This is a genomic window from Qipengyuania polymorpha (assembly GCF_019711435.1).
Lineage (GTDB): Bacteria > Pseudomonadota > Alphaproteobacteria > Sphingomonadales > Sphingomonadaceae > Qipengyuania > Qipengyuania polymorpha.
The window spans coordinates 523,460-545,646 of record NZ_JAIGNK010000002.1; the positions used below are offsets into that span (position 1 = coordinate 523,460).

Below are 22,187 nucleotides of genomic sequence, written 5' to 3' on the forward strand. Positions count from 1 at the left end.
GTAGGACACTTGACCGGACCATGCCACCGAGGGGGATACCTGCGTGCGTTCACATACAGAGATGGCACAGCAAAGCACACGCGTGATGATTTTCGCGCCGCTGGCTGCGCTCGCCGGTATCGTCAGCGTGACCGCGCTGCTCGCCTTTTTCGGCCCGCAACTCGGCATTGCCTCGATGTCTGCGGTTCTCGGAGGCGGCCTGGTCGCCTTCCTCGCCAGCATCGGCGGCTTTGCGGTCCTCGGCATCAAGCACCTCCGGCGGCTCGAGCGCCTGTCGAGCAGCGACGCGCTCACGCTCCTGCCGAATCGCCGCGCGCTGCACCGTGACATCACCGACACCATGTCGGCCGAGCACGAGGTCGCGCTCGCCATCGTCGATCTCGACGGGTTCAAGATTATCAACGACCACTACGGTCATGTCGTGGGCGACAACACCATCAAGGAAATCGCCCGCATCATCCGCGATATCTGCGGCGAGGAAGCCGACCTCTACCGCCTCGGCGGCGACGAATATGCCATCCTGATGACCGGTGACCTTTCGGGCACGCTGCTCGAAGGACATTGCCGCCGCATCATCGAGCGACTCGCGAAATCCATCAAGGTTGCCGACCGCCGCCTGACGCTGGGCGCCAGTATCGGCCTTGCGCGCAATGCGCCGGGCAAGACGGTTGCGTCGTCCGAAATGCTGCGCCGCGCGGATGTCGCCATGTATGCCTCCAAGCGCGGGGGCAAGATGCGCTGCACCTGGTTCAACGAGGCCTTCGACCGCAGCCGCGAACAGATCAAGCAGATGGACGACGAACTGCGCCAGGCGCTCGCGCTGGGCGAGTTCCGCATGCATTACCAGCCGCTGGTCGACAGCACGACGCGCAAGGTCGTCTCGGTCGAGAGCCTGCTGCGCTGGGACCGCCCCGACGGCAAGGTCGTGGGCCCCAACGTCTTCGTGCCCGTGGCCGAGGAATCGGGCCTCATCAATCCGATCGGCCTGTGGGTCCTGCGCCAGGCCTGTGTCGATGCGCTCGAATGGGAAGGCGTGACCCTGTCGGTCAACATTTCCGCCGCCCAGCTGCGCAACCCGGAATTCCCCATCCAGCTCGGCCACATCCTCGAGGAAACGGGCTTCGACCCCGAGCGCCTCGAACTCGAAGTGACCGAAACCTGCCTCGTGCTCGATCCCGTGGTCGCCGAGCGCAGCCTCAACCTCATCCGCGGCTTCGGCATCAGCGTCGCGCTCGACGATTTCGGCACGGGTTATGCCTCGATCGGCTTCCTGCGCCAGTTCCGCTTCGAGAAGCTGAAGCTCGACCGCAGCCTCGTCAGCCAGGCGAGCGAGGACGATTCCAGCCGCGCCATGATGCTCTCCAGCATCACCATGGCGCGCGCCATGAAGATGGAAGTCACCGCCGAAGGCGTGGAGACCGAAGAACAGGCCGACATGGTCCGCGCGGCCGGCTGCGACCAGATCCAGGGCTGGCTCTATTTCAAAGCCATGCCCGCCGACCAGATCCCGCAATTCCTCGGCAGCGAGGTCAAGGCGGCAGATGACAAAGAAAACACCGATTGGGAAAGCAAGGTAGCATGAACGCCGTCACGCATGACTTCGAAGCGCAGGATACCGACACTGCGAAGTACTATTCCGACGAGATTGCCGAAGATCGTGCGATCCTCGCGGACATCGGTGCCGGAAGCACGGGCCTGCGCGGCAAGTTTGCCGACCTTTCCATCGGCGGCAAACTGAGCATCGTCGCGCTTGCCAATATCGGCGCGGTTGTCTTCATTCTCCTGTCGATCATCATCGGCGGATGGACTGCCGTGCAGCTGCGTCACGAGCGCATGCAGATTGGCGAGATGCTGGTCCTGTCCACCGAACTCAAGACGGATATCGACGAAGCGCTGCTCAACGCGCAGCGCTTCGCATGGACTGGCGACACCAGCTCTATCACCAACGCCGAGGAAAGCCTTCAGGAAGCGCGCCGTGACCTGAACTCGCTCGAGCGCGGTGCGCGCGATATCGCGGCTACGGAACTCGAAACAATCGCCGAACTTCGCACCAGCCTGGACGTTATCCAGTCGGATATCGCAAGCCAGAAAAGCGCTCCGGACCTTGCGACCCGCGCCTTGGTCGCCGAAGAGGCATTGGACCATGGCGATGCCTTCAATGCCCTTGCCAGCAAGCTGAAGACCAGCCTCTTCCGCCAGGGCGAGGCAAGCGACGCTGCAGGCGAAACCACCATCTTCTGGCTCTTCGTCGCCTTCTTCTCGGTCGCCACCATCGGCATCGGGCTCATCCTCGTCAGCACCCGCGTGATCGCGCGCGATATTGCCGGCACGGTGAGCGAACTCACCGACGCATCCGAGCGCCTCGCGACCGGTGACAAGTCGATCCAGATACCCGGCCTCGAGCGCCGCGACGAGCTGGGCGGCCTCGCCCGTTCGCTCCACGTGTTCCTGCGCGCTGCCTTCCGTTTCGAAAAGATGTCGGAAGAGAAAGAGGCCATGCGGGCCCAGCGCAAATACGACCTCGAACGCCTCGCCCTGCAGTTCGAAAGCACCGTCGGCGAAGTGGTCAGCGGCGTGGCCGCCGCTTCCACCCAGCTCAACGCGACCGCCTCCAGCGTGGCCGCTGCTGCCGAGCAGGCTTCCTATCAGAGCGAGGCTGTCTCCAACGCGATGGGGCAGGCTTCGGGCGGCGTGACCGCAGCTGCTGCCGCTTCGGACGAATTCGCCATGTCGATTGGCGAAATCAGCCGCCAGGCATCGCATTCGGCCGAGCTAGCCCGCAAAGCCTCGGACGATGCGGAAGGTGCCGACCACACGATCGGGGCGCTCGCCGCCTCGGCAGAACAGGTGGGACAGATCGTCGAACTCATCCAGTCGATCGCCCAGCGCACCAATCTCCTTGCATTGAACGCCTCGATCGAAGCTGCGCGTGGCGGCGAGGCCGGTCGCGGCTTCGCCGTGGTCGCCAGCGAGGTTAAGGAACTCGCCGCACAGACCAGCCGCGCAACGGAGGAAGTGGCGGAGCAGATCCAGGCCATGCAGGCCTCAACCGGCGCCAGCGTCGACGCGCTGCGCTCGATCGGCGACCAGATCAAGCAGCTGGAGACGACCGCGATTTCGATTGCCAGCGCCGTCGACCAGCAGTCGGTCGCAGGGCAAGACCTGGCGCGCAGCATCGACCTTGCCGCGCGCTCTACCGACGAGGTGTCGGGCAGCATCGCGCAGGTGCGCGAAGCGAGCGTGGCGACGGGCGCTGCGGCCAGCCAGGTGCTCGGCTCTGCCACCAGCCTCGAATCGCAGGCCGGGGTGTTGCGCCAGCAGGTCGATGAATTCCTGCAGCACGTGCGCGCTGCTTGAGTCGATAATTGTTCTGCGCCGGGAGAGGCGCAGTGTTTGGGGGAAATACCGTGAACGCACATACGACGGTGATTGACGAGGAACTGAACCGCGAGATTGCCGAGGTCGAAGGCGCGGACATCGAAGACCTGCGCTATACGGGCGGCCTGCACGGCTGGTTCATGGCCAAGTCGATGGCTGCCAAGGCCAAGATTGCCTCGATCTTCACGCTCGGCGGCGTTCTCAGCCTCGCGATCCTCTCTCTCGTCGGCCTCTCCAACCCTGACATGGCCGATACCGTGCGGGTGCTCGTCATCGCTATCGCCGCAATTTCTTGCATTGGCGCGGTGCTCAGCCTGCGCTTCATCCTGGGCGAAGTGATCGTCCCCTTCCAGCACATGGTCGGTGAAATGGGCCGTCTCTCGGCTGGCGCACGCGACATCGAGGCGGGCGACACCAGCCGTCCCGACGAAATCGGCGATCTCGCACGTGCGCTGGCGGTCTTCTCCCGCTCCGGCCACAAGCTCGACGAGCTTTTCGCCGGCCGCAAGGCAGCTTCCGAGCAGCGCAAGCAGGAACTGATGCTGCTGGCCGACAGCTTCGAGAAGACCGTCGGCGATGTCGTCGGCGGCGTAGCGGCGGCCTCCAGCCAGCTGAATGCGACTGCAGGCGCAATGGCATCGGCTGCCGAACAGGCCGCCGGACAGGCCAGCCAGGTATCGGTCGCCATGGAAACGGCCTCGGGTGGCGTAACCGCCGCCGCCGCCGCGTCGGACGAATTCGCCATGTCGATCAGCGAAATCAGCCGTCAGGCGGCCAATTCGGCCGAACTTGCCCGCAAGGCTTCGGATGATGCAGAAAACGCAGACGGAACGATTTCTGCGCTGGCCTCTGCTGCCGAGCAGGTCGGCCAGATCGTCGAAATGATCCAGTCGATTGCACAGCGCACCAACCTCCTCGCCCTCAACGCTTCAATCGAGGCGGCACGTGGCGGCGAAGCGGGGCGTGGCTTTGCAGTCGTGGCGAGCGAGGTGAAGGAACTCGCCGCGCAGACCAGCCGAGCGACCGAGGAAGTCTCGGAGCAGATCCAGGCGATGCAGGCCTCGACCGGAGCCAGCGTCAGTGCTCTGCGCTCGATCGGCGAGCAGATCAAACAGTTGGAGACGACCGCCATCTCGATTGCCAGTGCCGTCGACCAGCAGTCGGTCGCAGGTCAGGACCTTGCGCGCAGTATCGACCGCGCCGCGCATGGGACGGACGAAGTGGCAGGTCACCTCGACAATATGCGCGACACCAGCATTGCGGCCGGCGCTGCGGCGAGCCAGGTGCTCGCTTCTTCGAGCGATCTCGAAGGCCAGGCGACGACCTTGCGCGACAAGGTCGACGAATTCCTGTTCCACATTCGCGCGGCGTAATTTGTCCCGCGCTGGCTAGCGCATGAGGCACGGAAGGGCGGCCCGGCACTACGCCGGAGCCGCCCTTTTGCTTACTCCCACCAATAGGGCAGGCGCTCCTCGTTGCCGGTCTCGACCTCGTTCATCGTCCGCGCGTCGTAGAGACGCCCGCCGAGCATGACCTGCGCAATGTCATCCGAGTTCTGGATGTCCTGCGCCGGGTCTGCAGTCAGGATAACGAGGTCGGCGAGCTTGCCGACTTCGAGGCTGCCGACATCCTGCGCCATGCCCAGCGATTTTGCCGGTTCGATGGTCCCGGCCCGCAGCGCCTGCACATTGGACATGCCGCCGCGTACGAAGCTCCATAGCTCCCAATGCGCCGCGATGCCCGCCTGCTGGCCATGCGCGCCGATGCTGACCTTCACGCCGCGCTCGGCCAGTTTCTTGGCCTCACGCGCGGCGTTGTCGTCGACGAAGGCCCAGTCGGGCGCGGTGATGCGGCGGCCGGTCTGGGCGAGCAGCAGCTTGGGCGGCGTGTGGACGAGCAGCGGGTTGTCGAACACATCGGTCGCCTGCCGCCAGTATGGGTCGGCGGCGAGACCGCCATAGGTCACGGTGAGCGTCGGCGTGTAATTCGTGTCCGAGCCGCTGAACATCTGCAGCACGTCCTCGTACATCACATCGACCGGGATGTTGTGTTCGACGGTCGAATTGCCGTCGGCGATCAGGTTCATGTCCATGCCGAAGAGCGAACCACCCTCGGCAACCACCAGCATGTTTTCGGCCCGCGCGGCGGCCACGACCTGCTGGCGCTGCTCGCGCCGTGGCTGGTTGTAGTTCTTCACGCTGATGCCGCCCTGCGCCTTGATGCGGCGGACATGGGCGAGCGCGTCTTCGTAGCTGTCGATGCGCGCATAGACGCTGGGCGCCTTGGCACCGTAGATGATTTCGCCGGTCGAGAAGATACGCGGGGCGAGCAGAGTGCCCGCCTGCTGGCGTTCTGCCGCGGCGAAAATCATGCTGGCCGAAGACGACGGGTCGTGGATGGTCGTCGAACCCATCGCCAGTTGCTGGACCTGGTACCAGTTCTGCTGCGGGATGAGATCGCCCGACCCTTGCGGCCCGTGGGCATGGGCATCGACGAGGCCGGGGATGATGGTGCGGCCATTGGCCTCGACCACCGTTGCTCCCGAAGGCACCTGCACAGAGCCTGCCGGACCGATGGCAGCGATACGGTCACCCTCGATAAGGATGGTGCCGTTCTCGATGGTGCCTGCGCCCTCGCCCGCCATGGTGTGGATGCGCGCGCCGGTAATCGCCACCGTGCCGCTCGCCTTGTCGGCTCGGATAGTGCGCGCGAGCGAGGTGCCGGTGTCGGGCGGAGTGAATTTCGGCGCTTCGCTATCGGGCGTGGTCGGCGTGAGCGCGGAAGTGCTGGCGCGGTAGAGCACCGGTCCCATCGACCAGTGCAGCGTCGAGCCATCCTCTGTCCAGCCGATGTAATCCGCCCCGCCCGTGCTGACCTTGGTAATCGGCAGCGAGCCGGATTTCTCGCTCACCGTGACGGTCTGGCCGCCGGGAAGAAGCGGCATGGCGAACACTTCGTAATTCTGGCGGAAGGCCACGTAATCGCCGCGCGGGCTGACCCGGAAGTCGTTGGCAAGCTCGCCCTCGACATGGACGCGGCGCGCCTCGCCGTCGAGGTCGGCAGAGAGCAATTGCAGCTTGCCGCCCGAGCGGCCGAACATGAAGACGCGGTCATCGTCTGCCCCGAACTGCGGGGTCGAGGTATCGCGCGCAATCAAGCGCGGCGTGCCGCCTCCTGCATTGACCGCATAGGTGCCCTCGTTTTCCGAAAAATAGGGCGAGGTCAAATAACCGCCGCCGCGCTTCTCGAAGACGATGGTGTCGCCTTCGGGAGAGAATTGCGGGACGGCATAATGGCCCTGCTGGCTGGTCACGATACGCTCGCCGCGCCCGCGGCTGTCGACCGTGACAATCTTGCCGAGGCCGCTGTCGGTCCAGCGCACGAAGGCAATGCGCTTGCCGTCGCGCGACCATGCGGGCCACAGTTCAAGGGCATCGCCGCCGCCCGAAGTCAGGCGGCGCGGCTCGGCATTGCTGCCGACCGGCTTGGTGTAGAGCTTGCCGAGGCTTTCGAAGACCACCGTACGGCCATCGGGCGAAACGCTGGCGAAGCGCGGGATTTTCGCAGTGAAGGCATCGGGCGCGACATCGATGACCGGATGCGGCGCTTCGGCGACCATCCGCGTGTCGGAGATGCTGAAGGGGATGACGCTCGCGCCAGAGCCGTCGGCAGACACCCGATTGAGCTTGCCACCTGCCCAGACGACCATGCTGTTCCCGTCGGGCATCCAGTCCATCATCGGATAGACGCCGTAGACCGCCCAGGTCTCCTGCAAATCGAGGTCGAGCGAGCCGTAGATCATCCGCTCTTCACCCGTGGAGAGGTCCTTCACCCACAGCTGCGACTGGTCCTTGTCGCGGCGCACGAAGGCGATTTTCTTGCCGTCGGGCGAAGGCGTGGGACGCACTGCGCCGCCGAAACCGCCGACTGCGGTGGTCACCTCACCGGTGTCAATGTCGTAGCGCTCGATATTGAAGATGCCCTGCGTCGAATCCTGCGCATATTCGAAGGTCGCGCCGGGGGTGATGTTGCGGGTGTAGTAGATGGCGTTGCCGTCAGGCGCGTAGATGGGTTCGCCCAGCTCCTTCTGCACCGCTTCGCTTGAGCGCTTGACCAGCTGGACGCCGCCGCCGCCCGAGACATGATAGAGCCAGATTTCGCCCGTGCCGGCGCTGCGCTGCGTGGTGAAATGCTTCTTGGCGACGATGTAGCGCCCGTCGGGCGACCAGCTTGGCTGGTTGAGGAGGCGGAAGTCCTCCTTGGTCACCTGCAACTTGTTCGAGCCGTCGGTGTTCATCAGCCAGATATTGTCGCCGCCGCCGCGGTCCGAAATGAAGGCGATGCGGCTGCCGTCGGGCGAGAAACGCGGCTGGATTTCCCATGCCAGCCCTTCCGCAATCCGCGTCGGCGTACCGCCCGTGACGGGCATCGTATAGATGTCACCGAGCATCGAGAAGGCGATCGTGCGCCCGTCGGGTGAGACGGCGACATCCATCCAGGTGCCTTCGTCGGTGTTGATCGCGACTTCGCGCATGGTGGCACCGCGCGGGGCGGTGACGTCCCAGCCCTGGTCCTTCTCGCCCTCGCCCGCAATCGGGACGGTGGCGGGCGCTGCATCGACCTGTTCGCCGCTGCCTTCCTCGGGCAGCTCGTCCTGCGAGGCGTCGACCTCCTGCTCCTCGACCGGATTGGGGCTCGGCTCGGGTTCCTGGTTCTGCGCGAAGGCAGGTGCGGACCCCGCACAAAGCACGAGCGCGAGGGCGGAAGCGATGCTGGTTTTCATGTCTCTTAGCTCTCCCCTAGAGATGTGCGGGGAGGCTTAGACGTGGCGACGCCCGCTTGGCAAACGGGCATTGGGCGAGCGTCGTTACTTGGCGCTCGAACGCTCCACCAGTCGCACGGGCACACGCCGCTCGGCGCGCTCGCCTTCCCCAGCCAGCGCGGTCTCGACCAGCAGGCGTCCCGCTTCGGCGAAATCGGGTTCGACCGTGGTCAGCGGGGGATTGCTGAATTCGCCCGAGCCGAGGCCGTCGAAGCCGACCACGCCGACCTTGCCCGGCACGGCGATGCTGCGCGAAGCCAGTTCCTCCAGCGCGCCCAGCGCCATGGCATCGCAGGCGAAGAAGAGCCCATCGAAATCTGCGCCGCGATCGCACAGATCAGCCACTGCAGTGCGGCCCTGCACAACGCGCTCGCCCTTGTCCGGCACGACCGCTTCGTACGCTGTCAGGCCGGATTTCTCCATGGCGGTCTTGTAGCCCTCGTAGCGTTCGCGGAATTGTTTCTGCGAGGAATTGGGGTCGCCGACGAAGTGGATGTCCTTCGCCCCGCCCGCGATCAGCCTCTCGACCGCCAGCCTGCCGCCCTCGGCATTGTCCGAACGCACCCAGACCGCATCGTCGAAGGGCGAGCCCCAGAAGGCAATCGCATGGCTGCTCGCCGCCACGGTGCGGAAATAGTCCCACGCCGGCGTATTCGTAGCCGTGCCGATGACCACCACGCCATCGGCCTGCCTGCGACCGACATAATGGCCGAAGAGCTCGTCTTCCTTGGCCTGGAACGAAACGAGCGCTTCGTAGCCACGCTCTGCCGCCGCGGCGCAGGTGCTGCCGAGCAGGCTGTAGTAAAAGGGGTTGATGGCGGCCGGCCCCTGCCCGTCGCGTCCGATGACGACAATGGCGATGGTGCCGGTCTCGCCCTTGCGCAGGCCTGCGGCGCGCATATTGACGTGATAGCCCAGTTCGGCAGCGGCCTGTTCGACCCGGCGCCGCGTGGCTTCGGTAATCGTTTCCGAACCCGACAGCGCGCGGCTGACAGTCGACTGGCTGACCCCGGCGCGCTCCGCAACGTCAATGGACGTCACGCGATAGGGGCGCCCGTTACCCTCTTTTGTCATGGCAACTCCTCAACTCCGGACCTGCCCTAGCGAAAGGAATTCGGGAAAGCGAGAGGCCGCGAAACTTGCGCAAGTGGCATTCTCGTGGGATGTCGCGTCGCCAAGGGTCAACGGGGACAGCGCATGCAGCAGCATCGCGAACACTAAAGATGAGCGATTGCACCATATCCGCCGGCGAGAGGGAGCTGGAAACGCCCGCGCCGGTGCGCTTTGTCCACAATGACCGTTTCGGTGCGGCAGAGGCCATCGCGAGCGAGGATTTCGACGCGCTGCTGGGCGCGAGGCCCGACATCCTCAAGAGCTTTGCCGAGAATGGCGACCTTTGCTGGACGGTCCAGACCTGGTGCCGCCTGCGCGACATGGGCGTGGGCGGCATCGAGATTGCGACCGAGCCTGCCGAGGGGCGCATCAACCTCGCCAAGTCGAAGACGCTGTCGCGCGCCGGGGCGGACCCTTCACTGTTTCAGGTTTCGATCCAGGCGGACTATCCGCGCGTGCTGTGGGCGCAGTTCCATATCCAGCAGAACACTGACCTCCTCTGCGAAGACGGGGCGCTGCAATATCTCTGGCCGCAGGCGGGCATCGTCCCGCGCGACGAGAGCCGCGAAGGCGTGAAGCGGGTCGGTTTCCTTGGCAAGCTCGACGGCAATCTTGCAGGCACCGCCGAGCAGTGGAGCAAGGCGATGGAGGCGCGCGGGCTCGAATTCGTGGTCCAGCCGCCCGAACGCTGGAACGACTATTCGGACATCGACATCGCCATCGGCCTGCGCAGTTTCGGCAATGCACGCCATTCGCGCAAACCGGCGAACAAGCTGCTCAATTCGTGGATTGCAGGCGTGCCCTTCGTCAGCGGAAGCGACAGTGCCTTTGCGCAGGTCGGCACTGCGGGCATGGACCATTTGCTCGCACATAATCTCGAAGAGGCGGTGAGCCAGATAGACCGGCTGCGCAGCGACCCGGGCCTTTACCGCGACCTCGTCGAGGCAGGCCACAGGCGGGCGAAGACCTTCAGCGTAGAGCGGCTGGCCTCGCAATGGGTTGCCTTGCTCGAAGGCCCGATATCAGCGCGCCATCGCCAGTGGGAAGCGCATTTGCCGCGCGAGAAGCGCCGCGTGAGGGCGCTTGGCGCGGCACAGGCCGTCGTCGACACGGGCAAGTCCGTCGGACGCAAACTGCTCGGGCGAAAGACCGAGGCATGAGCGACCAGCGCCGCCTCCTACGCGGCATTTCTGCCAATTTGATGGCCGTCGCGACGCGCATCGCGGTGCAATTCGCGACGTTGCCGATTTTCTTCGCCAGCTGGAGCGTGGAGGCGGTCGGGAGCTGGCTCATTCTCTTCGCCGTGCCTGCCTATGTCGCTCTGGTGGGCAACGGCTTTGCAGGCGCAGGCGGGACTGCCGCATTGGCCGCAGCACAGGCAGGCGACCTAGCCCGCGCCCGGCAGGATTTCCGCGCGGCATGGACCATTTCCGCCTTCTCCACCGCCGCTCTCGCGCTGGTCTTCGCGAGCGCTGCGATGTTCATCATCCCCTCGGTGGTCGAATATGACGGCGATGTCGCCCTGTGGGACATGGCGAAAGCCGCGGCATGGCTCTCGCTCTACATTTTCGCGACCAGCCAGATGGCGATTTTCGACATCCCCTACCGCGTCGCGGGCCGCTATCCCGACCACATCTTCCTCTACAATGCGACAAGCCTGCTCGAAATCGTGGTGATTGCCGCTGCGGTCACCTTCTCCGACAGCCTGTCGACGCTCGCCATGAGCCTCGCGCTGTTCCGCTGCCTGTCCGCGCTGTGGATTTACCTCTCCGCCCGCAAGGCTGCGCCGCAAATGTTCGAGAGCGGACATGGCGACCTGCAGGCGAGCGTCACCGACCTGTGGCGCCCCAGCCTCGCCTTCATGCTGATGCCGCTGGTCTTCGGTCTCAACCTGCAAGGCTATCTCCTGCTGGTCGGCGCGACCTTTGGAGCCGTCGTCCTCGCGGGGTTTGCCGCGACCCGTACCCTCACCCGCCTGCTCGACCTCGTCACCAACGTGACCTACGGCCTGCAGTTCTACGAGAGCGGCTATATCGATGGCGACCGGCGCGCCGTGCAAAAGCGCATGCTCGCGACGATGACGCTTGTATCAATCGGCATCGCGGCCCTCTTCGCCTTCTTCCTCCTGGCCATCGGTCCGTGGCTGCAGGACCTTTACACGCTGGGCGAGACGATTTTCAGCACCAGCATCGCCCTCGTCCTTGTGACTGCGGCCACGCTGAGAGCCTTGTCCGCTGCGCCCATGGCGGTGCTTGCCGCCGATAACGCCCATGCCCCGGTGGTCGTGCTCTATCTCGCCGGGTCGGCGCTGGCGCTCCTGCTCGCTGTCTTGCTGGGCTGGGCGGGATTTTCGCTTTCGGTAGTCCTCTTGCCGCTCATCCTTGCCGAGGCGAGCCAGTTCCTTCCCGCCCTGAAGCGTACGCTCGCAGCGCTGGAAATGACGGCTTCCGAGTTCGCCGCTTCGCTGACCTCACCCGAGCGGCTGGACGATGTGCGGGGCCTCTCGCGCGCGCTTGCGAAACGCAAATGACCAACTTGCTTAGCCTGCGCACTACGAGATAGAAACAGCACCGCCGTGTACGACTTCCTCCTCCTTGCCTCGCTCTTCGTATTTATCGGGACGGGCATCGCCTATTTGAGGCACCCGGCGGCCTCGCTGGCGCATCCGGCGAGCTTCTACCTCGCCTTCCACGGCTTCATCTTCGTGTTCCGCCCGCTGGTGGCGCGCTGGTACGATTTCGATTTCGTCTACCGCCTTTATGAATTCCAGCCGTCGCTGGACAACAAGATAACCGTCATCCTCGGCGCGAACCTTGCCATGCTGGTCTTCGTTCTCGCCAGCCTTGCTATCGGTTCGAAACCGGCACTGCATACTCCGCAGGACCGCTTTGCCGAGATACGCCTAAGGATGCTCTGGCCCATGCTGACGGCTGTGGGCCTCATCACCCCTTTGGCCCTCTTCGCGCAATTTGCCAACTGGAGCAGGCGCGCCAATGATTTCGAGGCGATGGTCCGCGATGCCTCGACCGGAAACCTCGTCAACATCCAGGGCAATGGCTGGTTCACCGATGCCGCGCTGATGATGGCCCCGATGGCGGTGATGATGGTGTGGCTATCACGCTATCGCTGGTGGGGCTGGCTTTATTTTGCAGGTTTCGCCTTTGCCCAAGCCGGGACAGGGTCGCGCCACGCGCTCATCTTCGCTGTCGCTGCCGTCGCCATCTGCTGGCTGCTGGAAAAGGGCCGCAAATGGTTCGACTGGCGTGCGGTGGTGCTGGGGCTGGCCGCCCTCCTCGCCTTCAACCAGCTGGTCATCGACCGCGGCGGCGCGGTGCGCACGCTGGTCGATGACGACCTCGGCGCAAGCTACATTGCAGAAGGCGAGCTCGACCCGCTCGAGCACATGGACTTCGCCAATCTCGAGTACTTCGAATATATCGTCTACGCCGTTCCCGAAAAGACCGGTACATGGGACTATTTCGCCCATACGCTGCAGATTTTCACCGAGCCCATCCCGCGCGCTTTGTGGAGCGAAAAACCGGTCGGCAGCCCCATCCAGCATTTCTCGCTGTGGGATTACGGCCAGCCAATCGGCATGACCGCATCGCTGCCCGGCATCGGCTGGATGAGCCTCGGCTATCCAGGCATCGTGATACAGGCGCTGGTTTTCGCGGCCATCTTCGGCCTCGCCTACAAGTTCCTGCTGACCATGCGCGGCGGGCCTGTGGCAAGGCTTGCCTATACGCTGGTCATTTCGATGACCGTACTGGGCTTTCGCGACGGGACCCTGCTCACGCTGGTGCGCACCGCGCCGTTTTATTTCGGCCCTTTCCTGCTGGCGCTGGCTTTCGCGCGTTTCGCCCGCGTGCGTGCCGAAACCCCGCATGCGCTCGAAGCCGAGCAGCGCCGCGCCATGACCCCCGCCGAGCGCCGCCGCGCGCTGGCGGAGCGGGGCAGCCACGCGGCGAGATAGGTTTCTCGCCGCAACTTACGCTTCCCCTCGCGCGCGGCTTGGGATAGTCTGCCCTTCATGGGAGAGAGACCAGCAAGCAACCGCGCCACCGATTTCGACGTGCTCATCGTGGGTGCCGGCATTTCCGGCATCGGCATGGCCGCGCACATGAAAGAGAAGGTGCCAGGCCACAGCTTCGCCATCGTCGAGCGGCGCAAGAACCTTGGCGGGACATGGGACTTGTTCCGTTATCCCGGCATTCGTTCGGACAGCGACATGCACACGCTGGGCTTCGATTTCGAGCCGTGGAAGCACGAGAAGAGCATCGCCGATGCGCCGGCCATTCTCGACTATCTGGGCACGATTGCGGACGAGCGCGACATCCGCCGCCACATTCGCTTCGGCCACAAGGTCATTTCCGCCGACTGGCAGAACAGCGATGCGCGCTGGCACGTGACGCTGGAAACACCCGATGGCGAGCGCAAGAAGCTGACCGCCAACTGGCTCTATCTCGGCTCGGGCTATTACGATTACGACGAGCCCTACGACCCGGGCTTCGATTTCGGCGAGTTCACCGGACAGGTCATCCATCCGCAATTCTGGCCCGAGGACCTCGACTACACGGGCAAGAACGTGGTCGTCATCGGCTCTGGCGCGACGGCGGTCACCATCGTCCCTTCGATGGCGGACAAGGCGGCCAAGGTCACCATGCTCCAGCGCACGCCGACGTGGATGTTCTCGCGCCCCGCCAAGGACGGCATTGCCAATTTCCTGCGCAAGGTCCTGCCCGAGAAGACCGCCTACAAGATCACCCGCTGGAAGAACATCAAGCTGCAGGACGTCAGCTTCAAGCGTGCGCGCACGAAGCCCGAAAAGGTGAAGCAATTCCTGCACAAGAGGATCATGAAGATCATGGGCAAGGACTACGACCTTGCCCCCTTCACCCCGCCATACGACCCGTGGGACCAGCGCCTGTGCCTCGTGCCCGACGACGATCTCTTCGAAGCGATGAAGAGCGGCAAGGCCGAGGTTGTGACCGGACGCATCAAGGCTTTCGAGAAGGGCGGCGTGAGGCTGGAAGACGAGAGCTTCCTGCCCGCCGATATCGTCGTGACCGCGACCGGCCTGAAGCTGGCCGTGGCGGGCAAGATCAAGCTCAGCCAGGAAGGCGAGCCGGTCGATCTGGCGCAGCGCTTCTACTACAAGGGCTGCATGTTCTCGAACCTGCCCAACCTTGCGGTGGTGTTCGGCTATCTCAACGCCAGCTGGACACTGCGTGCGGATATCAATTCGGACTATGTCTGCCGCGTGCTCGATCTCACCAAGCGGATGGGCGTCGACATCGCCGTGCCGACCTTGCCCGAAAACCACGGGCTGGAAGAGGACGATATCTTCGACTTTTCCTCGGGCTACATCCAGCGTTCCAAGCACATCATGCCGAAGAATGCGGTGAGCTATCCGTGGCGCCTCAACCAGGAATATGTGCTCGACCGCAAGCGCATGGCGAGCGACCCAGTCGATGACGGCATCCTCACTTTCTACCGCGCGGGCGCCGAGGTCACAGAGCCTGCAAAGAAGATGGCACCTGCAGAGTAGCATTCGCCGCAAAGCCGCACTACGAACGCTCGCATGACCAATCGCATCTACACCGCAGGGCTCGTCGTCATCGGCGACGAAATCCTTTCCGGCCGCACGCATGACAAGAACATCGCGCAGGTCGCCAGCTGGCTGCAGGTGCAGGGTATCCGCCTTTCGGAAGTGCGCGTGGTGCCCGATGTAACCGCGCGCATCGTCGAGGCGGTGAACGCGCTGCGCGAGGCGTACGACTACCTCTTCACCACCGGCGGCATCGGCCCGACGCATGACGACATCAGCGTCGATGCAGTGTCCGAGGCGCTGGGCGTGCCGGTCATCGTGCACCCCGAGGCGCGCGCCATCCTCGAGAAATATTACGCCGACAAGGGCGGGCTCAACGAAGGCCGCCTGCGCATGGCGCGCACGCCCGAAGGGGCCGAACTCATTCCCAACCGCATGTCGGGCGCTCCGGGCATCCGTATCGGCAATGTCCATATGATGGCCGGTGTGCCGCACATCACAGCGGGCATGCTCGACGCGCTCACTGGCACGCTCGAAGGCGGCGCGCCGCTGATATCAGAGACCGTCGGCGGCTTTATTCCCGAGAGCGAAGTCTCGACCCTGCTGCGCGATGTCGAGAAGGCGCACGAGAACTGCCAGATTGGCAGCTATCCCTTCTTCAAGGAGGGCAAGGTCGGCGCGAATTTCGTCATTCGCTCGACCGACCGCGCCGAACTCGACGCCTGCCTTGCCGCACTGTGCGAGGGGCTGGAGCAGGCCGGTTTCGCATTTACCCACGGCGGAATTTGACCTGCACTTGCGTGGGCCGATGCGCGCACTAGCCTGACAGCACCATGCTCTGGCTAATCGTCATCGGCCTTGTCGTAGCCTGCGTGCTGCTGTTCCAGCGCATGAAGTCGACCGAGCAGCGTCTCGGAGAACTGGAAAAGCGGCACACCGAACAGATGTGGCGCCTGCACGCGCTGGCCTCCTCGAGTGCACCACCGGGCGAGGTCGAAAAGGCCGTCGAGGACGAGCCTGAGCCGTTTGAAGAACCGGAGTCGGTGACCGCTCCCGCAGTCACCTTGCGCAGGAGCGAAGAGCCGGTTGTCACTACGGAGCCGCCCGCTCCTCAGCCGCCGCAACGGCAAGAACCAGTCGAAACGGTTATCGAGGATGCACCTGCACCCTCCCGCCTCAGCCTTGATTTCGAGGATATCTTCGGACGCCGTCTCCCCATCTGGGCGGGCGGTATCACTCTGGCCATCGCGGGCGTTTTCCTCGTGCGCTATTCCATCGAGGCGGGGCTGCTGACCCCGCAGGTGCGGGTGGCGCTGTCCTTCATCTTCGGCATCGTGCTGCTGGCGGGTGCCGAGATGGCTTATCGCTTCGAGGACCGCGTGCGCGACGAGCGGGTGCGGCAGGCGCTCGCCGGTGCTGGTCTCGCAACGCTTTATGCGGCCTTCTACCTCGCTGGCACGCAATACGAGCTTATCGGGCAGACCTTCGCCTTCCTCGGCCTCGCGGGCGTGACGGCGCTCGCCATCTTCCTGTCCTACCGTTTCGGCCTGCCGAGCGCGGTGCTGGGACTGGTCGGAGGCTTCGCCGCGCCCGCGCTGGTCGGCGGAGAAGACGCGAACCTGCCGATGCTGGCGCTTTACCTCGCGCTGGTGACCGGCGGATTGACCCAGACCGCCAATCGCCAGAAACGCTCGTGGCTGGGCCTCGGTGCGCTGGCCGGTGGTCTCGGCTGGGGCGCACTGCTGTTGCTCGGCGGGGATTACGATTTCTCCGACATCCTCGCGCTAGGCCTTTATTTCATCGTCCTCGGCACGCTCGTTCCCGCGCTGCTCGACATCGACACTTTCGAGCAGCCCGTGCGGCTTGCTGCTGCCGGTTTCGCCGGTTTGCAGCTCGCGGTGCTGGTCGATGCAGGAGGCTACCAGCCGCTGGCCTGGGGCCTCTATTTGCTGCTCGGCGCGGCGCTTGCATGGTTCGGCTGGCACAAGCCCGGAATGCGCGCGGGCAGCGCCATGGCGGCGGCCATCGGCATCGTCCTCCTGCAACTGTGGCCCTCTCCTGACCCGCTGTTCTTCACGCTTGTCGCAGCGAGCCTTGCCGCGCTCTTCGCAGGCGTTCCACTCGGCCTGCTGCGCCTGAAGGATGGCGGCGCGCTCGAGGCCATGAGTGTGGCGGCAGTGACGCTGGCTATCGGCCTCGTCACGCTGTGGACCTTCGAGACCTACGACCGCGACGTGGTGCGTCTGGCGGAAGGTGTCGGCCTGCTTGCCCTCGCTGCCTTGTCCGCCGCCGCTGCCTTCGTTTTGTGGCCGCGCAAGGTGAAGGGCGAACTTGCAGCCAACCTCGCCAGCGCGGGGCTGCTGGCCTTCCTCGCCAGCGTGGCGCTGCTGCCAGATGTCGCCCTGCCTTTCTCCGCCAGCGCCATCGCGCTCGGCCTCGCCTATCTCTTGCGGGAGCGCGCCAATGACAGCCGCTCGCTCGCGTCGCTGCTCTGGATGGCGGCTATCGGCACCTTGCTGGTGCTTCCCGTCACCGACACGCCCTTCACCGAAATCGAAGACCTCTGGCAGGGCGTCGGCGAGGTCAGCATCCTGTCCTTCCTCCGCTGGCTGGCAGCCGCGCTTCCCTTCGCCGCCATCGCGCTCGTCCGCAATGAAGGCCAGGTCCGCGCTGCAGCCGAGTTCACCGGAGGGCTGGTCCTCTTCGCGGCGCTGGCCCAACTCTTGCCGCCCATCTGGCTCGTCTGGATCACCGCCGCACTGGTGGTGGGCGTCCGCTTCGTCCTTCCCAAGCGCTCGTTCGCCGCGCTAGCGCTCATCATCTGCATGGCATTGTGGGCCATCCTCCCCGTCGGCGAGTGGCTCAGCGAAGCCCTGCGCGCGCTGGCAGGCGAGCCTTTGCTCGTCACCTACTTGCCGAGCCTGCGCGAAACCGTCGGATTCATCCTCCCACTCGCCATCGCGCTCGGGGCCACCCGTCTGCGCATTGCGAGCTATTTCGAGCAGCCGCTGGCGCTGTTCTGGTTCGCGCTGCCACTCGCCCTCGTCGTGGCACACACGCTCTTCAAGCAACTCTTCCATCTCGACTCGCTGCCCGATTTCGCCGCCAAGGGCCTGGCGGAGCGGACCCTCTGGCAGGCCCTCCTCCTCGCCATCGGCTGGGGCATGTGGACCGGCCTAAAGGATCGCATCCTCGCCACTGCCTTTGCCGGAGCCGCCTTCGCGCATTTCGCGTGGTTCAGCCTGCTCCTGCACAACCCGCTCTGTGCGCACCAGGCGGTGGGACCGGTCCCGCTCGCCAACCTTGCCCTCGCCTCTTACGCCGTCGGCATCGGCGCGCTCGTTTCTGCCCGACTTTGGTGGCCCGAGTGGCGGCGCGCGACCGACAGCGCCATCATGGCCCTCGCCACGCTCGGTGCGATGACCTTGCTGCGGCAGGTCTTTGCCGGAACCTATCTCGACACGCTGCCCATGTCGCAGACAGAGGACCTGCTACGCTCGTTCGTGGGCATCGTCCTTGCCATCGCTTTCCTCCTCATCGGTTCGATGCGCGAGGAGCGGCTGTGGCGTATCGGCTCGCTGGTGCTGATGACGAGCACGGTGCTCAAGGTCTTTATCGTCGACACTGCAGGTCTCGAAGGCCTGCTGCGCATCGCCAGCTTCGTAGCTCTAGGCGCCAGCCTCATCGGCATCGGCTGGTTTTACTCGCGGCAGCTCAAGGCTGCGCCATCCGAACAATAAGAAAGGGCCGGAGGTTTCCCCCCGGCCCTATTCTCATCCTAGCATTGTAGGAAAGGTGTTTATGCGCTCAAGTAGCGCGAAGCGCGGTAGCACAGAAGGTTACGCACCCTCGACTTCGCCGAGGTCGACCTTGAGGCCGGGGCCCATCGAGCTGGTCAGCGTGACCTTGCGGACATACTTGCCCTTGGCGCCTGCCGGCTTCGCCTTGACGATGGCGTCGGTCAGGGCCTTGAAGTTGGTCTTCAGGTCTTCGTCCTTGAACGACAGCTTGCCGATGCCGGAGTGGATGATGCCCTGCTTTTCCACGCGGAATTCGACCTGGCCGCCCTTGGCGTCCTTCACGGCCTGCTCCACGTTCGGCGTGACGGTGCCGAGCTTCGGGTTCGGCATCAGGCCCTTGGGGCCGAGCACCTTACCGAGACGGCCGACGACACCCATCATGTCGGGGGTCGCGATCACGCGGTCGTAGTCGAGATTGCCGTTCTGCATGTCTTCCATGAGATCTTCGGCACCGACCTTGTCTGCACCTGCAGCAAGAGCCTTCTCGGCATTGTCGCCCTTGGCGAACACGGCGACCTTGACGTCCTTGCCGGTTCCGCTCGGGAGCGAGACCATGCCGCGGACCATCTGGTCGGCGTGGCGCGGATCGACGCCGAGGTTCATCGCGACTTCGACGGTCTCGTCGAACTTCGCCTTGTGCTCGCGCAGCGTGGCGAGTGCTTCGTCCACGGTGTACAGCTTTTCGCTGTCGAGCTTCGCGCGGACCTGCTGGTTCTTCGTCTGCTTAGCCATGTTCTTAGCCCTCCACCACTTCGAGGCCCATCGAACGCGCGGAGCCTTCGATGATCTTCATAGCCTGGTCGATATCGTTCGCATTGAGGTCCTTCATCTTGGCCTCTGCGATTTCCTTGACGGCGCTCTTCTTGATGGTGCCGGCGGAAACCTTGCCCGGCTCCTTCGAGCCCGACTTCAGCTTGGCAGCCTTCTTGAGGTAGTACGATGCCGGCGGCGTCTTGGTGACGAAGCTGAACGAACGATCGGCATAGACCGTGATCACGGTCGGGATCGGGGCGCTCTTTTCGAGGTCCTGCGTGGCGGCGTTGAACGCCTTGCAGAATTCCATGATGTTGACGCCGCGCTGACCCAGTGCCGGGCCGATGGGGGGCGACGGGTTTGCAGTGCCCGCGGGCACCTGCAGCTTGATATAGCCTTCAATCTTCTTGGCCACGATTGGCCTCCTTTCACACTGTCGGCTGCCTCTTTCGAGAAAGCCTCATGTTGAGCGGTCGAGCGGCTTGCCGTGAGGCAGTCCTCCCGCGTGGAATCCCGAACTGTCGCTTGGGAAGGCGCGCACATAGCGATTCTGCCCGTAAATGCAAGCGTGCCGCGTGCGTAGGAGCGGCAGGCGGGCAGACCGACAGGATGGAACACATGGAACACGGTCCCGGCGAAGAAAAGCTCCCCCTGCTCGGCCTCCGTGAGCCGCACTGAGGAAAATAGGGCGTGATTACGGAAAGTCATCGCGGCGTTTTATTCTTTTACCGCGCCGTAGGAAAATCTGAACAGGGTTAAAAATGCCCTGTATTTCCGGTTTCAATTGCTTAAGACTTGGCCACTAGAATATTGAGGACTTTTCGAGGGGACGCAGACATGGTTCATATCGCAATCCGGGTCAGGGAACTGGTTTCCAGCAATGTTTCGAGCGCCATCGACAGCGCGTCGAACCCCGCCAAGATGCTTGCCCACCTGCAGCGCGAAATCGAGGAAGCGCTGATCGGGCTTCACGGCGACATCGCCAAGGCGCGCCGCCAGCAAGAGCGCAAGCAGGCCGACCTCGACAAGGCAGGCTGGACCGAAAGCGACTGGAGCGACAAGGCCCAGGTCGCCATGGACCATGGCCGCGAGGACCTGGCGCGCCAGGCGCTGATGGCGCGCGAGGACTGCCGTTCCTCCATTGCCGCGATGAAGAAGGACGTCGAGGCTCTTGAAGCCGGTATTGCCGAGATGGAGGAGGCCGAACGCGAACTCGAGGCCAAGCGCGAGGATGTTCGCCAGCGCCTTGCAGACCAGCGCGCGAGCGACGGCAAGTCCGGCCCCGCAGCACCCGCGAACCGCACCGAGCGCCGGTTGGACCATATCGACGCGCTCGAAAAGCGCACCACTTTCGCCACCGCAGAAGCTGCAAATGATTGCGCCAACGCTTCGGTCGAGCGGGAAATCGAGGCCATGCGCCGGGAGCGGGAAATCGAGGAAGAACTGGCCGCGATGCGGACCGGCAAAGCTGCCGCAAAACCGGCAAAGAAGGCGGGTAAACGCAAGAAGACCGTGTAGATTCGGCCCTTCGTCGAATTGCCCTAGCCCTTTGCGGACGGCCTGATAGGCTTGTCCGGTGCTTTGCCCTGCCCCATCTTGGAGGCGGCTGACAGCCGTCATGACAGGCGCCGCCCTCGCCTTGGCGTCCGGCGCTTGGGCACAGGAAAGCAATCCCGTACCGCCCGTGACGGAGCCGGAACCCGTCGAACAGACGGTGGGTGAAGCCTATCGCCTGCCCCCTGCCGAAATCGACGAGACCCTCGCCATCGGCGGACAGGCGATCGATGCCGGCAAGATCCGCAGCCGGATGACCGTCGAAGTCGAGATAAACGGCAAGGGCCCTTACCGCTTCGTCGTCGACAGCGGGGCCGACACCTCGGTGGTCAGCAGCAAGCTTGCGGGCCAGCAGGGCCTCATCGTGGGCGAGCCGCACATGCTCCAGTCGATGACCGACTTGCAGCTGGTCGACCGCGTCCTTGTCGACGAGCTCAGGCTTGGCCCCACCGCCTTCCACGATCTGCAATTGCCCGTCCTCAGGGAGCGGCACATCGGGGCCGACGGCATGATCGGTCTCGACGCGCTGGTGAACCAGCGGCTGATGATGGATTTCGAGGAGCGGACGATATCGGTCGACGATGGCAACACGCCCGCCCCCGTCCTCGACGGGGTGATCATCGTGACCGCGCGGCTTCAACGCAGCCAGCTCATCCTCACCGAAGTCAAGGCGCAGCGCGTAGCGGTCGACGCGGTAATCGATACGGGCACGGAAATCTCGATCGGAAATTCGGCTTTGCGCGAACAACTCATGAAACGGCGCGGTCGCAAGTTCGAGACGGTGCAGATCATCGGCGTCACCGGCACCCCGGCGACACTCGAGATCGGGGTCATCAGGGAGCTGAAGCTGGGGCCGGTGACTTTGACCAACGTGCCGGTCGCCTTTGCCGATGTCCCGCCCTTCGAACTGTTCGGCATCGCCGACAAGCCCTCGCTCCTGCTAGGCACCGATCTGATGGAGACATTCCGCAAGGTCTCGCTCGACTTCCATGAGCGCAAGGTGCGCTTCCAGCTCAAGAAATGCGAACGCTCGACCATCCGTATCCGCACAGCGCCAAGCTTTGCCACGAGGCTGAGTGCCGAGCGCGAAACCGCTTGCGCGCGGTAGGAATGGACTGAAGCGCGGAAAACACAGCCAACACAGGTGAACTGGCCATCTTCGGGTGTTAGGGCGAGGACGGATGGCAGCGCCCTTTTTGAAGCGGGCGAGGCAACAGGG

At 64.3% G+C, this 22,187-nt stretch carries 15 protein-coding genes; 11 read left to right on the forward strand and 4 right to left on the reverse strand.

Annotated elements, in window-relative coordinates; genetic code table 11:
* Window positions 1-43: 43 nt before the first annotated feature.
* Genes K3152_RS07870 through K3152_RS07880 form a run of 3 tightly spaced genes read left to right on the forward strand, consistent with a single transcriptional unit; the run spans window position 44 to window position 4,751 of the window.
* Window positions 44-1,582, forward strand: coding sequence for a putative bifunctional diguanylate cyclase/phosphodiesterase (locus K3152_RS07870; RefSeq protein WP_345719778.1), 1,539 nt, complete (start codon window positions 44-46; stop codon window positions 1,580-1,582).
* A complete protein-coding gene (locus K3152_RS07875; RefSeq protein WP_247713270.1) occupies window positions 1,579-3,357 on the forward strand; it encodes a methyl-accepting chemotaxis protein in 1,779 nt (592 codons plus the stop codon). Before K3152_RS07870 ends, K3152_RS07875 begins: the two co-directional genes overlap by 4 nt.
* 50 nt (window positions 3,358-3,407) lie before the next feature.
* Window positions 3,408-4,751, forward strand: coding sequence for a methyl-accepting chemotaxis protein (locus tag K3152_RS07880; RefSeq protein WP_345719779.1), 1,344 nt, complete (start codon window positions 3,408-3,410; stop codon window positions 4,749-4,751).
* 71 nt (window positions 4,752-4,822) lie between these two features.
* Here the strand turns inward: K3152_RS07880 and K3152_RS07885 are convergent, their stop codons facing one another.
* Window positions 4,823-8,161, reverse strand: a complete 3,339-nt coding sequence (locus K3152_RS07885) for an amidohydrolase family protein (protein WP_221573541.1) — start codon at window positions 8,159-8,161, stop codon at window positions 4,823-4,825.
* A gap of 84 nt (window positions 8,162-8,245) precedes the next feature.
* Window positions 8,246-9,274, reverse strand: a complete 1,029-nt coding sequence (locus K3152_RS07890; protein WP_221573542.1) for a LacI family DNA-binding transcriptional regulator — start codon at window positions 9,272-9,274, stop codon at window positions 8,246-8,248.
* A gap of 149 nt (window positions 9,275-9,423) precedes the next feature.
* On the opposite strand from K3152_RS07890, the gene K3152_RS07895 reads away from it, so the two are divergent.
* The 6 genes from K3152_RS07895 to K3152_RS07920 all read left to right on the forward strand — a co-directional run bounded on the left by K3152_RS07895 (window position 9,424) and on the right by K3152_RS07920 (window position 18,601).
* Entirely contained in the window at window positions 9,424-10,473 is a 1,050-nt protein-coding gene (locus K3152_RS07895) for a glycosyltransferase (RefSeq protein ID WP_221573543.1), read from the forward strand.
* A complete protein-coding gene (locus tag K3152_RS07900; protein WP_221573544.1) occupies window positions 10,470-11,843 on the forward strand; it encodes a hypothetical protein in 1,374 nt (457 codons plus the stop codon). The genes K3152_RS07895 and K3152_RS07900 overlap by 4 nt, the downstream gene beginning before the upstream one ends.
* A gap of 45 nt (window positions 11,844-11,888) precedes the next feature.
* Window positions 11,889-13,286 carry an O-antigen polymerase gene (locus K3152_RS07905; protein WP_221573545.1) on the forward strand — a complete coding sequence of 466 codons (1,398 nt, stop codon included), beginning with the start codon at window positions 11,889-11,891 and terminating at the stop codon, window positions 13,284-13,286.
* Window positions 13,287-13,343: 57 nt separating this feature from the next.
* Window positions 13,344-14,861: a flavin-containing monooxygenase gene (locus K3152_RS07910; RefSeq protein WP_221573546.1), complete on the forward strand. Its 1,518-nt coding sequence runs from the start codon at window positions 13,344-13,346 to the stop codon at window positions 14,859-14,861.
* A 33-nt stretch (window positions 14,862-14,894) separates the two neighbouring features.
* Window positions 14,895-15,650, forward strand: a complete 756-nt coding sequence (locus K3152_RS07915; RefSeq protein WP_221573547.1) for a competence/damage-inducible protein A — start codon at window positions 14,895-14,897, stop codon at window positions 15,648-15,650.
* Window positions 15,651-15,805: 155 nt separating this feature from the next.
* Window positions 15,806-18,601, forward strand: a complete 2,796-nt coding sequence (locus K3152_RS07920; RefSeq protein WP_425594671.1) for a DUF2339 domain-containing protein — start codon at window positions 15,806-15,808, stop codon at window positions 18,599-18,601.
* A gap of 99 nt (window positions 18,602-18,700) precedes the next feature.
* On the opposite strand, the gene rplA is transcribed toward K3152_RS07920, so the two are convergent.
* Together rplA and rplK are read right to left on the reverse strand one after the other, a co-directional pair.
* Entirely contained in the window at window positions 18,701-19,393 is a 693-nt protein-coding gene (gene rplA, locus K3152_RS07925; RefSeq protein WP_221573549.1) for a 50S ribosomal protein L1, read from the reverse strand.
* A gap of 4 nt (window positions 19,394-19,397) precedes the next feature.
* The gene (rplK, locus tag K3152_RS07930; RefSeq protein WP_221573550.1) at window positions 19,398-19,829 is read right to left on the reverse strand and encodes a 50S ribosomal protein L11; all 432 of its coding nucleotides are present in this window, start codon (window positions 19,827-19,829) and stop codon (window positions 19,398-19,400) included.
* A gap of 422 nt (window positions 19,830-20,251) precedes the next feature.
* Here rplK and K3152_RS07935 point away from each other — a divergent pair, with 422 nt between their 5' ends.
* The gene (locus K3152_RS07935; protein ID WP_221573551.1) at window positions 20,252-20,932 is read left to right on the forward strand and encodes a PspA/IM30 family protein; all 681 of its coding nucleotides are present in this window, start codon (window positions 20,252-20,254) and stop codon (window positions 20,930-20,932) included.
* A gap of 100 nt (window positions 20,933-21,032) precedes the next feature.
* Window positions 21,033-22,076: a retroviral-like aspartic protease family protein gene (locus K3152_RS07940; RefSeq protein ID WP_221573552.1), complete on the forward strand. Its 1,044-nt coding sequence runs from the start codon at window positions 21,033-21,035 to the stop codon at window positions 22,074-22,076.
* The last annotated feature ends 111 nt before the right edge of the window (window positions 22,077-22,187 follow it).